This window comes from Phenylobacterium sp. (genome assembly GCF_036263695.1).
In the GTDB taxonomy this organism is placed as follows: Bacteria; Pseudomonadota; Alphaproteobacteria; order Caulobacterales; family Caulobacteraceae; genus Phenylobacterium.
In genome coordinates this window covers 1-12,865 of the sequence record NZ_DATAGM010000401.1, presented here as the reverse complement: position 1 = coordinate 12,865, position 12,865 = coordinate 1, and the positions used below count along the sequence as shown (strand labels likewise).

At 71.1% G+C, this 12,865-nt stretch carries 13 protein-coding genes and 1 pseudogene; 4 read left to right on the top strand and 10 right to left on the bottom strand.

Translation table 11 applies throughout. The features are described 5' to 3' along the window. The 7 genes and pseudogenes from proB to VHK87_RS16135 form a co-directional block, all read right to left on the bottom strand. Window positions 1–949, bottom strand: a 949-nt coding sequence (proB, locus tag VHK87_RS16165; RefSeq protein WP_329635918.1) for a glutamate 5-kinase, incomplete at its 3' end; no start/stop codon positions are given. Beyond that, window positions 937–1,995, bottom strand: coding sequence for a GTPase ObgE (obgE, locus tag VHK87_RS16160; protein ID WP_329635917.1), 1,059 nt, complete (start codon window positions 1,993–1,995; stop codon window positions 937–939). The genes proB and obgE, both read right to left, overlap by 13 nt. After that, a complete protein-coding gene (locus tag VHK87_RS16155) occupies window positions 1,992–2,570 on the bottom strand; it encodes a biotin transporter BioY (protein ID WP_329635916.1) in 579 nt (192 codons plus the stop codon). The genes obgE and VHK87_RS16155 overlap by 4 nt, the downstream gene beginning before the upstream one ends. A gap of 94 nt (window positions 2,571–2,664) precedes the next feature. After that, the gene (locus VHK87_RS16150) at window positions 2,665–3,195 is read right to left on the bottom strand and encodes a GNAT family N-acetyltransferase (RefSeq protein WP_329635915.1); all 531 of its coding nucleotides are present in this window, start codon (window positions 3,193–3,195) and stop codon (window positions 2,665–2,667) included. A 135-nt stretch (window positions 3,196–3,330) separates the two neighbouring features. Further along, entirely contained in the window at window positions 3,331–3,600 is a 270-nt protein-coding gene (gene rpmA, locus VHK87_RS16145; RefSeq protein ID WP_329635914.1) for a 50S ribosomal protein L27, read from the bottom strand. A 205-nt stretch (window positions 3,601–3,805) separates the two neighbouring features. Further along, a pseudogene (gene rplU / locus VHK87_RS16140) lies at window positions 3,806–4,318 on the bottom strand (50S ribosomal protein L21); the annotation flags it as partial. A gap of 109 nt (window positions 4,319–4,427) precedes the next feature. Continuing rightward, complete coding sequence (locus tag VHK87_RS16135; protein ID WP_329635913.1) at window positions 4,428–5,375, bottom strand: cation diffusion facilitator family transporter; 948 nt, start codon at window positions 5,373–5,375, stop codon at window positions 4,428–4,430. 119 nt (window positions 5,376–5,494) lie between these two features. Here VHK87_RS16135 and VHK87_RS16130 point away from each other — a divergent pair, with 119 nt between their 5' ends. From VHK87_RS16130 to VHK87_RS16120, 3 genes are all read left to right on the top strand, one after another. Further along, window positions 5,495–5,977, top strand: a complete 483-nt coding sequence (locus VHK87_RS16130) for a (2Fe-2S)-binding protein (protein ID WP_329635912.1) — start codon at window positions 5,495–5,497, stop codon at window positions 5,975–5,977. Next, window positions 5,974–8,076, top strand: coding sequence for a xanthine dehydrogenase family protein molybdopterin-binding subunit (locus tag VHK87_RS16125; RefSeq protein ID WP_329635911.1), 2,103 nt, complete (start codon window positions 5,974–5,976; stop codon window positions 8,074–8,076). Before VHK87_RS16130 ends, VHK87_RS16125 begins: the two co-directional genes overlap by 4 nt. Before the next feature lie 61 nt (window positions 8,077–8,137). Beyond that, on the top strand, window positions 8,138–9,190 hold the full coding sequence (locus VHK87_RS16120) for a GTP-binding protein (protein ID WP_329635910.1): 1,053 nt from the start codon (window positions 8,138–8,140) through the stop codon (window positions 9,188–9,190). A gap of 170 nt (window positions 9,191–9,360) precedes the next feature. On the opposite strand, the gene VHK87_RS16115 is transcribed toward VHK87_RS16120, so the two are convergent. Continuing rightward, window positions 9,361–9,792 carry a biopolymer transporter ExbD gene (locus VHK87_RS16115; protein WP_329635909.1) on the bottom strand — a complete coding sequence of 144 codons (432 nt, stop codon included), beginning with the start codon at window positions 9,790–9,792 and terminating at the stop codon, window positions 9,361–9,363. Between the two features lie 161 nt (window positions 9,793–9,953). Between VHK87_RS16115 and VHK87_RS16110 the strand changes: the two genes are divergently transcribed. After that, a complete protein-coding gene (locus VHK87_RS16110) occupies window positions 9,954–10,925 on the top strand; it encodes a WD40 repeat domain-containing protein (RefSeq protein ID WP_329635908.1) in 972 nt (323 codons plus the stop codon). A 135-nt stretch (window positions 10,926–11,060) separates the two neighbouring features. Here the strand turns inward: VHK87_RS16110 and VHK87_RS16105 are convergent, their stop codons facing one another. Together VHK87_RS16105 and VHK87_RS16100 are read right to left on the bottom strand one after the other, a co-directional pair. Beyond that, entirely contained in the window at window positions 11,061–11,717 is a 657-nt protein-coding gene (locus VHK87_RS16105; protein WP_329635907.1) for a lysophospholipid acyltransferase family protein, read from the bottom strand. Then, complete coding sequence (locus tag VHK87_RS16100; protein ID WP_329635906.1) at window positions 11,717–12,685, bottom strand: phosphatidate cytidylyltransferase; 969 nt, start codon at window positions 12,683–12,685, stop codon at window positions 11,717–11,719. The genes VHK87_RS16105 and VHK87_RS16100 overlap by 1 nt, the downstream gene beginning before the upstream one ends. Between the last annotated feature and the right edge of the window lie 180 nt (window positions 12,686–12,865).

Below are 12,865 nucleotides of genomic sequence, written 5' to 3'. Positions count from 1 at the left end.
CCTTGTCGAACCGCCCCTCGGCGCGGCGCACGCCAGCGGCCAGCAGGCTCTTGCCGGTGCGCAGAGCCCGAGCGGCGCCTGTGTCCACCCACAGGGTGCCGGCCGGCGCGAGCGAGCCGGCGATCCAGGCCTTGTAGGCGGCGCTGGCGGTGGTGCCGGGCTCGATCACCGTCGCCCGTTCGCCGGCCTCGACCGCGGCCAGGGGTGAGGGCCGGTCGCCAAGGGTGATCACCGTCGCGCAGCCCGCCGACTGGGCGATGCGGGCGGCCGCGAGTTTGGTGGCCATCCCTCCGGTGCCGACGCCGGCCGCCGCGTTGGCCCCGCCGGCCATGGCCTCGATCTCGGGCGTCAGGGCGGCGATCCGCGGCAGGTGGCGGGCGGCCGCATCGCGGCGCGGGTCGGCGGTGTAGAGGCCGTCCACGTCGGACAGCAGCACCAGCACGTCCGCGCCGATCATCTGCGCCACGCGGGCGGCCAGACGGTCGTTGTCGCCGTAGCGGATCTCCTCGGTCACGACGGTGTCGTTCTCGTTGACGACCGGCACGACGCCGAGGGCCAGCAGCGTCTCGACGGTGGCGCGGGCGTTCAGCCAGCGGCGGCGCACCTCGGTGTCGTCGCGGGTGAGCAGCACCTGGGCCGCGCCGATCCCGTGCGGCTCCAGCGCCTCCTCCCATGCGCGCATCAGCGCCGATTGGCCGGCGGCGGCCGCCGCCTGCTTCTCGGGCAGGGTGAGGGCGCGTCGCTTCAGGCCCAGGCGCCGGCGCCCCAGGGCCACGGCTCCGGAGGAGACCACCAGGACCTGCTGGCCGCGGCGGCGCAGGCGGGCGACGTCGGCGGCGAAGGCGTGAAGCCAAGCGCGGTGGGCGGCCCCGTCCTCGCCGACCAGCAGCGAGGAGCCGACCTTGATCACCAACCGCCGGGCCGAGGCCAGGTCCGTCAAGGCCGCCACTCCCCCGTGGAAGGCGCGGGCGCTTCGGTGTCGTCCTCCTCGTCGACGATCTCGCCGCGGCGGCGGCGGACCAGGGCGTAGGACTCGCGCAGCAGCTCGCGCACGCCCTCGCCGGAGACGCCGGAGACCAGCCGCGGCGTGCGGCCGGCGACCGCCTCGAGCTCCGCGGCCCTGGCCGTTCGGGTCTCCTCGTCGAGGGCGTCGACCTTGTTGAGGGCCAGGATCTCGGGCTTGTCCTCCAGCCCCTCGCCGTAGGCCGCCAGCTCATGGCGGATGATGCGCCAGGCCTCGCCGATGTTCTCCTGCGTGCCGTCGATCAGGTGGATCAGCACCGCGGTGCGCTCCACGTGGCCCAGGAACCGCGTGCCGATGCCGGCGCCATCCGAGGCGCCTTCGATCAGGCCGGGGATGTCGGCCAGCACGAACCGCTCGCCTTCCGAGAGGTCGACCACGCCGAGATTGGGCGACAGGGTCGTGAAGGGATAGTCGGCGATCTTCGGCTTGGCGGCCGAGGCGGCGGCCAGGAACGTCGACTTGCCGGCGTTCGGCAGGCCCACCAGACCGACATCGGCTATCAGCTTCAGCCGCAGCCAGATGGCCTTTTCCTCGCCCTCCTGGCCGGGATTGGCGTGGCGCGGCGCCTGGTTGATCGGGCCCTTGAAGTAGGTGTTGCCGAAGCCGCCGTTGCCGCCGCGGGCCAGCAGGATGCGCTTGCCGGCCGTGTCCAGGTCGGCGATCAGGTTCTTGTCCTCGTCCAGCACCTCGGTGCCGACAGGGACCTTCAGCACCACGTCCGCGCCGTTGGCGCCGTGGCGGTTGCGGCCCATGCCATGGACGCCGGTGCCGGCTTTGAAGTGCTGCTGGTAGCGGTAGTCGATCAGGGTATTGAGGCCCTCGACCGCCTCGACCCAGACATCGCCGCCCTTGCCGCCGTCGCCGCCGTCCGGCCCGCCGTACTCGATGAACTTCTCACGCCGGAACGAGACCGCCCCGCCGCCGCCGTCGCCCGAGCGGATGTAGACCTTGACCTGGTCGAGGAACTTCATCGGATGTCAGCGTCTCTGCGGCGAAGGCGGGGCTCGGCCAGCTTGACGCTCGCCGCGGCCAGGATGGTCTTCAGAACGCTGCCGATCAGGAAGGGCGCCACGCCCCCCGCCCAGGCGGCCTGCGGACCCACGAGCGTCGACAGCCAGGCGAAGCCGGCCGCGAGGATCACCGCGTGGCCGATCAGGAAGGCGCCGCCGAGGCCGACCCACGAACGGCCGCCGCGGCGCTCGGCCAACCAGCCGACCAGCACCGCCGCGACCAGGAACCCGGCCAGGTAGCCGCCGGTCGGGCCGGCGAAGTGAGCTAGGCCGCCGTCGCCGCCGGACAGGAAGGGCAGGCCCATCGCCGCCTGAGCCAGCCAGGTGAAGGTGATCTCGCCCGCCAGCCGCGCGCCGGCCAGACCCGCGATCAGCAGCACCGCGTAGGTCTGCATGGTCATCGGCACCGGATACATCGGCGCCTCGATCCACGAGGAGGCCGCCAGCAGCCAGCTGCCCACCAGCACCACGCCCACGCGCCAGGCGATGGGGCGGCCCTCGAGCAGGGTGGCGATGGGGGCGGTGGTGGAGGTCATGAAGCGGCTTTCGAGTTCGGTTTCGACTTAACAGCCCGCCCCCGCGCCGTCATCCCGGCCGAGCAGCGAGAACCGGACCGAGGGGCGGGTTGGACTAGGCCAGCCAGACCATCCAGCGGACCGGCGCCTCGGCGTTCCGGGCCTTGGAGAACTTCGGCTCCACGTCGCCCGTGTAGAGGAACCCGGCCTTGACCAGCACCTGGCCCGACGCCGGGTTGTCGGCGTAGTGGCAGGCGAGGATCAGCTTCCTGCCCCAGTCGGACTTTGCCCAGTCGAGCGCCGCCTTGACCGCCTCAGTCGCCAGCCCCTTGCCCCAGTAGGGCCGGCCGAGCCAGTAGCCGATCTCGCAGCGGCCGAACGGGCCCGGCGTGAAGCTCAGCACCCCAATGGGCGCAGCGTCCTGCTCGATGACGAACAGCGCCTCGCGGTCAGGGTCGAGGCTCGCGGCCTTCTCCAGCAGCGTCTGGGCGTCGCTCAGCCCGTAGGGATAGGGCATCGACCCCGTCATCTTCACGACGTCGTAGTCGTTGGCCATCTCGGCCAGGCGCGGCAGATGCCGCTCGCACGGGCCGCGCAGCCGCAGCCTGGGACTTTCGACGTGTGGCGATATGGCCAGGCACGACATGGTCTTCCTCCTGAGGCGGCCTCGTTGCGGGCCGCCAAAAGCAAAGCGGGGAGCCCGGCGACCCGGACTCCCCGCTTGAAGCTTGTCCGGTCCGCCTGATTTGAAGTCGGGCGGAACCGGTATGGAGGGTTCCGCCTAGCTGGCGTCTTCCACGGCCGGGGCCACCATCACGTAGGTGCGGTCGTCACGCTTAGTCACGAACTGCACCGACCCGTTGGCCGTGGCGAAAAGCGTGTGGTCGCGGCCGATGCCGACGTTGTCGCCCGGCCAGAACTTGGTGCCGCGCTGACGCACGATGATGTTGCCGGCGAGCACCGCTTCGCCGCCGAACTTCTTCACGCCGAGACGGCGGCCCGCGGAGTCGCGCCCGTTGCGCGAGGAGCCGCCAGATTTCTTGTGAGCCATTGCGCTCTCCTAACTCAGATCGGACGCCTTACTCGGCGTCGTTGTCCTTCTTGGCCGCGGCCTTCTTGGGCGCAGCCTTCTTGGGTTCGGTCTCGCCTTCGGCCTTGGCGGCCTTGGGCGCGGCGGCCTTCTTCGGCGCGGCCGCCTTGGCTTCGCTCTCCACCGGAGCGTTCACCTCGGCCGAGGCCATCGCTTCGACCACTTCCGGCGAGGCGGCGACGGTTTCGGCGTCGGCGGCGGCCGGAGCGGCCTTGGCGCGGGTCGTCTTCGGGGCGGCCTCGGCGGCAGGCGCCGCAGCCGGCGCCGCGTCCATGGTCAGGCCCGGGATCTTCAGGTTGCGGGCGCGGGCGTCCAGGACCGCCTTGGGGGTCAGATCGACCTTGCCGTCCCACTTGGCGGACTTGCCGTCGCCCTCGATGGCGGTGACGCGCAGCACGCTCTCCAGCTGGCGGTGGCCGCGGGTCCTGCGATAGCCCTGGCGGCGGATCTTCTTGAAGATCTTCACCTTCTCGCCCTTGCGGGTTTCGATCAGGGTCGCGGAGACGGTGGCGCCGGTCACGACCGGCGCGCCGACGGTGATCGCCTCGCCCTCGCCGAGCATGAGGACTTCGCCGAACGCGACGTTCGCGCCCGGTTCGCCGTCGAGCTTCTCGACCACGAGAAGGTCGCCGGGCTGGACCCGGTACTGTTTGCCGCCGGTCTTGATCACCGCGTACATAGGAAAGCCTGCTGTCGCAAAAAGGATTGCGCCCGCGGAGAGGCCCCGCGGGCGAGAGCGGCGGACTTATACTTAGGACGGCCCCCGAGTCAACGCGAAGCGGCCCCGCCTATGCATGCGAGTGCACGGCGCCCTCGCCCCGCACCTCGATCGTGAGGTGGCTGAGGCCCGGCAGGCCGGCGAGGCGGGCGCGGTAGGCTTCCACCGGCAGCGGGCGGTCGGCGGCGATGACGACGATGGCCGCGTGGTGGTCGGGGCCGAGCTGCCACAGGTGCAGGTCGAGGATGGCCTCGCCCTCGGCGGCGAGCCGGGCGCGGATCTCCCCGGCGAGCTTGGGGCTTGGGTTGACGTCCAGCAGCACGCCGCTGGCCTGACGGACCAGCGAAAGGGCGAAATGGGCGACGAGGGCGGCGCCGGCCAGTCCCGCCAGCGGGTCCGCCCAGCTCCAGCCCAGCGCCCGGCCCGCCAGCAGCCCGGCGATCGCCAGGCCGGAGACGATGGCGTCGGCGGACAGGTGCAGGTGGACCGCGGAGAGGTTCAGGTCTCTATCACGCGCATGGACGTGCCCGACCGGCTTGAGGACCAGCATGCAGACGACGCTGAGCACGAGGCCCGCCGCCGCCAGCCACAGGGCCTCGGTGTAGGCCACCTCTTCCGGCGCGATCAGCCGCTCGACGCTCTCGGCCGCGATCAACAGGGCGGTGAACGCCAGCACCACGGCGTTGGCGAAGCCGGCCAGGTAGCCGAGCTTGCCGGTGCCGAAGCTGAACCGCGGGTCCGAGGCGTAGCGGCGGGCCAGCCCATAGGCCAGGGCGGCGACGAGGAGGGCCGCCACGTGCGCGGCGTTGTGCAGCCCGCCGGCGATCAGCGCCATGGAGTTGAACATCAGCCCGCCAGCGATCTGCGCGGCGAGCGCCACCACGGTGATGCCAGCGACGATCCAGGTTCGCCGCTCGTTGCGGCGGTGGTCGGCGCCCAGGTAGACGCGGTCCTCCCGGAAGGCGTCGAGGGCCTCATCTGGGCCGGGACGAGCCGTGGCGGGCGGGGTGGCGGTCAAGAGGGGCTCGTCGCTGGCCAGAGATGGCTGGCGTTATTGTATAACACCTATGCCGGTCAAGGCGCGGTTGTCAGGCTCGACGGCGGGTGATTTCGTGCCGCTCCGAACGGGAGGCGCGCGTGCGGCGGACGATCGAACTCATACTCAATGGCCAAGCACGCGCGGTGGAGGCGGAGGAGACCGCCTCGCTTCTCGACGTGCTGCGCAGCGATCTGGGTGTCAGCGGCGCGCGGTACGGCTGCGGCCTCGGCCAATGCGGCGCCTGCGCGGTGCTGGTGGACGGCAAGGAGGAGGCCGCCTGTCTGCTCCCTCTCGAGGCGGCGGAGGGCGGGGCGGTGGTCACCTCGGAGGGCCTGGGGACGCTGGAGCGGCCGCACCCGCTGCAAGCCGCCTTCGTCGAGCTGCAGGCCGGTCAGTGCGGCTACTGCCTCTCTGGGATCCTGATCGGCGCCAAGGCGCTTCTCGACCGCAATCCGGACCCCAGCCGAGCCGAGATCGCGGAGGCGCTGGATTGGCATCTTTGCCGCTGCGGCGTGCACAACCGGGTGATGGACGCGGTCGCCCTGGCGGCGAAGCGGATGCGCGAAGGAGCGGCGGCATGATCCCCGCGACCCTGCAGGCCAATCCGGAGCTGGACCGGTGGGTCCGCTTCGAACCCCACGGGTTCGCCCGCATCGCCTTCGGCAAGGTGGAGTACGGGCAGGGCACGGTCACGGCGCTGGCCCAGATCGCCGCCGAGGAGCTCGACCTGCCGTTCTCCATGCTGATTGTCGCCAACGCGGCCACCGGCGCGGTGCCGGACGAGGGCATGACGGTCGGTTCGATGTCGGTGGAGAGCTCGGGCGCCTCGGTGCGCGCCGCCTGCGCCGAGGTCAGGGCCCTGTTCGTCGCCAAGGCGGCCGAGCGGCTGGGCTGCCCGCCGGGCGAGATCGACATCCGCGACGGCATTTTCCTGGTGAACGACCTGCCCACCGGCGAGGACTACTGGACGCTCGCCCCGCACGTGGACCTTTCCCGCCCGGCCACCGGCGAGGCCCGCTGGAAGAGCCCCGACCAGCACCGGCTGGTGGGCCAGAGCCAGCCCAGGCTCGACCTGCCCGCCAAGCTGCACGGCGAGGCTTTCCTGCACGACATCCGCCTGCCCGGCATGGTCCATGCGCGGGTGCTCCGCCAGCCCGGCCCAAAAGCCCGGCTCGCTCACCTGGACGAGGCGGCGATCCGTGAGGCGGCCGGGGGAGAGGTCGAGATCCTCCTCGACGGGGCCTATGTGGCCTTCATCTCTGCGCGGGAGTCCGTGGCCGCCAAGGCGCTGGCCGCTGCGGAGGCCAACGTCGCGTGGGAGGATGCGCAGGACCTGTCGCCGGCGCTGACCGAGCCCGCCTCTCTGAAGACCCTGCCGCACACTGACCACCCGGCCGGCGCCGACCCGCCGGAGGGCTCGAACCGGCGCCGCCACACGGCGACCTACGGCAAACCCTACATCGCCCACGGATCGATGGGCCCGTCCTGCGGCCTCGCCAAGCTCGACGGGGGCAAGCTGACCGTCTGGACTCACGGCCAGGGGGTCTATCCGTTGCGCCAGATGCTGGCCCGGATCAGCGGCCTCGGCCCTGAGAAGATCGAGGTGATCCACGCCCAGGGGGCGGGTTGCTACGGCCACAACGGCTCGGACGATGCGGCGATGGACGCCGCCGTCATCGCCCTGCGGCGGCCCGGCTCGCCGGTGCGGGTGCAGTGGCGGCGCGAGGACGAGTTCGGCTGGTCGCCGGTGGGCACGGCCATGCACATCGAACTCGCGGCCGAGCTCGACCCCTCCGGTCGGCTGGTCGACTACACCGCTGAGATCTGGAGCGGCCCGCACGTGGGCCGCGGGCAAAGCCTGGCCGAGGCGGCGCTGCCCGAGAACCTCAACGCGGCCGCGGCGCCGGCCCCGCCCCAGCCGCCGCCGGGCGCGCCAAGGTTCTCCGGCGGCCTGCTGAACGCCATCCCGTCCTACGACATCCCGGCGACTAGGACCCTTGAGCACCTGGTGGTCCCGACGCCGGTGCGCACCTCCTCGCTGCGCGGCCTCGGTGGGCCGATCAACACCTTCGCCGGCGAGAGTTTCGTTGATGAGCTGGCCGAGATCGCCGGGCAGGATCCGCTGGCCTACCGCCTCTCCATGATCGTCGACCCGCGCGGGCGGGCGGTGGTGGAGAAGGTCGCCGACGTGGCCGGCTGGGGCCGGCGCTGGGCGCCCGGCACGGGCCGCGGCCTGGGCATCGCCTACGACCGGCACCGGGACCGGGCCGGCTACTGCGCCGCGGTCGTCGAGGTGGAGGTCGAGGCCGAGGTGCGGCTGGTGAAGATGTGGTGCGCCGCCGACGCGGGTCTGATCATCAACCCCGACGGCGCCCGCAACCAGATCGAGGGCGGCATGGTCATGGCGGCCAGCTGGGTGCTGAAGGAGCAGGTGCGGCTCGGCGGGGCGGGGATCGCGACCACCACCTGGGACGACTACCCGATCCTGCGCTTTTCCGAGGTCCCGCCGGTGGAGATCGAGCTGATCAACACCAAGGACCCGCGCCCCTTCGGCATCGGCGAGCTGTCGCAGGGCCCGACCATGGGCGCCCTCTCCAACGCCGTCGCCCACGCGCTCGGGACCCGCATCCGCGAGCTGCCGTTCACACGGGAGAAGATCGCCGCGGCGCTGCTGGCCTGACCTCTCCCCCCTCTCCCGGGGAGCGGGGAGAGGTCTATGAACGAGCGCTCCGACCCACTAGATGTCCGCCATGACCGACAAGACCCCCGTCACCGTGCTCACCGGCTATCTCGGCGCCGGCAAGACCACCCTGCTGAACCGCATCCTCTCGGAGGACCACGGCAAGAAGTACGCCGTGATCGTCAACGAGTTCGGGGAAGTCGGGATCGACAACGACCTCATCGTCGGCGCCGACGAGGAAGTCTTCGAGATGAACAACGGCTGCGTCTGCTGCACGGTGCGCGGCGACCTGATCCGCGTCGTCTCCGGCCTGATGAAGCGCAAGGGCAAGTTCGACGCCATCATCGTCGAGACCACGGGCCTGGCCGACCCCGGCCCGGTGGCGCAGACCTTCTTCGTGGACGACGACGTGCGGGCCAAGGCCGAGCTGGACTCGGTGACCACCGTGGTCGACGCCAAGCACCTGCCGCTGCGCCTGGCGGACTCCAAGGAGGCGGTGGAGCAGATCGCCTTCGCCGACCAGATCATCCTCAACAAGACCGACCTGGTCACCGAGGAGGAGCTGCTCGCCGTCGAGGCGCAGATCCGCCGGCTGAACCCCCTGGCGCCGATCCACCGAGCCCAGCGCTCCAACGTGCCGCTGGACGCGGTGCTCGGCCGCCACGGCTTCGACCTGGCGCGGATCACCGAGCTGCAGCCAGACTTCGCCAACCCCGCCCACGGCGAACCGGGCCACGTGCACGACGAGCACTGCGACCACGACCATCACGATCACGACCATCACCACCACGATCACGCCCACGACCATGCGGCCGAGGCGGGGATCCGCGGCATCTCGCTGACCCTCGATCGGCCGATCAACGCCAACAAGGTGACCAACTGGCTAAACGAGGTGCTGCAGGCGCAGGGGCCGGACATCCTGCGCGCCAAGGGCATCTTGGACATCGCCGGGGAGGAGCGGCGGCTGGTGTTCCAGGCGGTCCATATGATCCTGGAAGGCGACTTCCAGCGCGAGTGGCGCGAAGGCGACAAGCGCTACTCCCGCCTGGTGTTCATCGGCCGTAACCTGGACGAGGACGCGCTGCGCCAGGGCTTCGAAAGCTGCGCGGCCTGATCAACGGCGTCGTCCCGGACGCGCCGTAGGCGCGATCCAGGACCCAGGCGGCCTGTGCGGGGCTCTGGGTCCCGGCTCTCCGCTCCGCTTCGGCCGGGATGACGGGTAAACTGAAAAGGCCCGCCGGGTCTCCCCGGCGGGCCTTCATGTTCTCAGCTGATCCGAAGCGCCTAGAGCTCTTCGTTGATCAGGGCGACCTGGTAGTAGCCGCCTTCCTGCAGGAGGTTCATCACGGCCATGAAGTCGCCATAGCGGACCGTCCGGTCGGCGCGGATGTAGACGCGCTCTTCGGTCGGGCTGGGCTTGTTGATGATGCGGGCCAGGTCCGCGGTGAGGCTGTTGATGGAGGTCGGCGCCTCGCCGATGTAGAGGCCGCCGCCCTGCTGGATGTTGATCAGCGTCGGCTCCTCCACCTTCGCGCCCGGAGGCGGCGGAATGGCGGGGGGCAGGTCGAGCTTGATCGACACGGTGGCGGCCGGAATGGCCACCATGAAGATGATGAGGAGCACCAGCATCACGTCCACGAACGGCGTGACGTTGATGTCGCTGTTTTGGCCCAGGTCGAACTTGCCGCCCCCGGAGCCGCCCAGCTTCGCACCCATTGAAACGTCCTTCCCTTGAGGCGGATTACAGCGCCGCCACTCGTCTCTTGTCCCATCGCAAGGTGTTTCGCGCTTGTAAAGCCCCAACGCGCTCAGACCCTTGCCGACCCGCGCCCAAAGCCTCTGGGCAAGCCGGAACGCGCCGTCTAGAGGGCTCGCTCATGAACCAGCAGTATGACGCCTACGTCACCGCCGCCCTGTTCGACCGCACCGGCAAGGCCGCCTTCGCGCTCGGCGACGGGACGGTGCGGTTTGAAACCGGGGAAGTCATCGAAGCCCACGAGGGGGCGGCCCTGGCCGCCTGCCTGCACCCGAGCGGTGAGGGCGTGCTGACCGGCGGCGACGACGGGCGGGTGGTCTGGTCGCGGCCCTCGGGGGCGCAGGAGGTCGCGGCGCTGAAGGGCAAGTGGATCGACTCGGTAGCCGCCAGCGCCGAGTCCGGCCTCATCGCCTTCGGCGCCGGCCGCGAGCTGCACGTGCGGGACGTCAAGGACACGGCCTTCGCCCGCACCTTCCAACATGAGAAGTCGGTGGCCGACGTGGCGTTCGACGCCAAGGGCCGGCGGATCGCGGCGGCGACCTACGGCGGCGTCTGGCTCTGGTACGCCCGCATCGCCGAGCAGAAGCCGGCGGTGCTGACCTGGGCCGGCAGCCACGTGAACCTCGCCTGGAGCCCGGACGGCAAGTTCCTGATCAGCGCCATGCAGGAGAACCAGCTGCACGGCTGGCGGGTGGCCGACGAGAAGAACATGCGGATGGGCGGCTATCCCGCCAAGGTGAAGAGCATCGCCTTCATGTCCAAGGGCCAGCTGATGGCCACCTCCGGCGCCAATGGGGCGGTGGTCTGGCCGTTCGCCGGCTCCACCGGGCCGATGGGCAAGCAGGCCGCCGAGGTCGGCTTCGACGAGTCGGCCATGGTGGTCCGCGTGGCCGCCCAGCCGAACGGCTCCTGGCTGGCCGCCGGGCTCGACGACGGCCGGGTTTGGGCCAGTGACCTGAAGGCTGCCCGCCACGACGTGATCAAGGCCGAGAAAGGCCCGCCGATCACCGCCCTCGCCATGACGCCCGACGGCAAGCGCCTGGCCTGGGGCGACGAGGAAGGCGCGGCGGGGGTGACGAGCATCGGAGATTAGACCTCTCCCCCCGCTCGGCGGGGGGAGAGGATGCGGTGAGGGGGGACTCTGCGCCTCGCCGATGGGCGTCGCTTCGCACGGGCGCGGCTGCGCCGCGCGCCCTCACCAACCCTCTCCTCGCAAGCGGGGAGAGGCCTATGTGTCCTCGGCCTCGCTCCACCTCAGCGGCGGCGCCTGGGCATGCAGCCGCTCGAGCGCCGCGCGCACCTCCTCCATGAAGGCGTCCTTGTCGCCGCTCCAGCGCAGCGGCGGGCCGACGTGGACCGAGCAGTTCAGCGGCACCGGCACGGTCTCGCCCTTGGGCAGCACCCGGCCGGCGCCGGCGATCCAGGCGGGGATGACCGGCGCCTCGGGGAAGGCGGCGGCGAGGCGGGCGACGCCGGTCTTCAGCGGCTGCAGCCGGTCCGAGGCGTCGCCGCGGGTGCCTTCCGGGTAGATCAGCACGATGTCGCCCTGGGCGAGCGCCTCGCGGGCGGGAGCCAGCACGTCGGTCCCGGCGCCGCCCTTCTTACGCTCGACGGGCACTATCCCGATCACGTGGCGCGAGAACCAGCCGACCACCGGGTTGGCCAGGAAGTAGTCGGCGGCCGCCGCCGGCCGCACCCGCGGCAGGGCCCGCGCCGGGAAGATCGACAGCATCAGCAGGGTGTCTACGTGGCTGTTGTGGTTGGCGACGACGATCGCCGGGCCCTTCAGCGGCAGGTGCTCGCGCCCGTAGACGTCCGCGCCGGCGATGATCCGGGCCAGGGGCCGGGCGATCAGCACCAGCAGCAGGAGGCGCAGCCAGCCCATCAGTAGGTCTGCACGTGGAACAGGGCGAGGAGGTGGAAGAACAGCGGTGCGGTGAACACCAGGCTGTCGGCCCGGTCCAGCACGCCCCCGTGGCCGGGGATGAAGGCCGAGGTGTCCTTAACGCCGATGTCCCGCTTCACCGCCGACATGGTCACGTCGCCGGCGAAGCCCGCCAGCGGCAGGGTGATCGCCAGCGTCCAAAGTCCCACGCCCTCGAAGGGGGTCAGCTTCGGCCCGACCAGGACGATCAGGGCGGCGGTGAGGATCCAGCCGCCCAGGAAGCCCTCCCAGGTCTTGTTGGGGCTGACCTTGGGCAGGATCTTGCGGCGGCCGAACAGCTTGCCGGTGACGTACTGGGCGACGTCGTTCCCCTCGGTGGCCAGCAGCAGCATGAAGACCAGGCCCGCTGGGCCGGCCTGCGGCGCCTCCCAATCGGGCACCCGCATCAGCAGGGCCACATAACCGAGGTTGTAGACGCAGGTCACCACCGCAAAGTGGAACACCGAGGCTCTGGGCAGATAGTCGTGGGTCTGGCCGATCATCGCCATCGCCGTGGGTACGGCCATGAAGACGTAGACCGGCACGAACACGAGGTAGAACATGTAGATGTCGGCGGCGACGAAGGCGTAGCTCACCGGGATGGTCAGGTAGGCCGCCAGGATCAGCAGCCGGTCCTCCCGCGGCGTGGGGGCGAGGGAGAGGAATTCCTTCAGCGCCAGGAACGACACCAGGGCGAACAGCGCGGTCATGGCCGGCCAGCCGCCGAGCAGCGCGCCGCTCAGCAGCGCCGCCATCGCCCACCACGAGTTCACCCTGAGTTGAAGGTTGCGGTAGTCGCCACCGGGCCTCAACCTTGGCAGTATGGCGGCCATGATGGCGCCGAGCGTCAGGGCGGTGAACACGCCGGCCAGCCCCCACAGCAGCGCCGGCGGCCTGTTCATCCAAAAGTCGGAGATCGCCTCGATCATGCCCCGAACGCCCCCGCGCGTGCCGCGAGGATGGAGCGTTCGCCCCGCAGCGCAAGGCCGCGCTGCTTCCGGAGCCGCCGAACTGGCCCAATGAGCGCCGATCTCGCCAACCGCCGCCCGCTGAAGTCGCGCGAGACCGGCCCCGCCCGGGCCGCCGCCGCTGCGCTGGCGCGCGCCGGA

Bases quoted from the DNA above. Each gene is read 5' to 3' on its own strand.
- VHK87_RS16115 (WP_329635909.1), bottom strand. From the start codon at position 9,792: ATGGGTGCGAAGCTGGGCGGCTCCGGGGGCGGCAAGTTCGACCTGGGC.
- VHK87_RS16155 (WP_329635916.1), bottom strand. From the start codon at position 2,570: ATGACCTCCACCACCGCCCCCATCGCCACCCTGCTCGAGGGCCGCCCC.
- VHK87_RS16120 (WP_329635910.1), top strand. From the start codon at position 8,138: ATGTCCGCCATGACCGACAAGACCCCCGTCACCGTGCTCACCGGCTAT.
- VHK87_RS16125 (WP_329635911.1), top strand. From the start codon at position 5,974: ATGATCCCCGCGACCCTGCAGGCCAATCCGGAGCTGGACCGGTGGGTC.
- rpmA (WP_329635914.1), bottom strand. From the start codon at position 3,600: ATGGCTCACAAGAAATCTGGCGGCTCCTCGCGCAACGGGCGCGACTCC.
- obgE (WP_329635917.1), bottom strand. From the start codon at position 1,995: ATGAAGTTCCTCGACCAGGTCAAGGTCTACATCCGCTCGGGCGACGGC.
- VHK87_RS16105 (WP_329635907.1), bottom strand. From the start codon at position 11,717: ATGGGCTGGCTGCGCCTCCTGCTGCTGGTGCTGATCGCCCGGCCCCTG.
- VHK87_RS16150 (WP_329635915.1), bottom strand. From the start codon at position 3,195: ATGTCGTGCCTGGCCATATCGCCACACGTCGAAAGTCCCAGGCTGCGG.
- VHK87_RS16100 (WP_329635906.1), bottom strand. From the start codon at position 12,685: ATGATCGAGGCGATCTCCGACTTTTGGATGAACAGGCCGCCGGCGCTG.
- VHK87_RS16110 (WP_329635908.1), top strand. From the start codon at position 9,954: ATGAACCAGCAGTATGACGCCTACGTCACCGCCGCCCTGTTCGACCGC.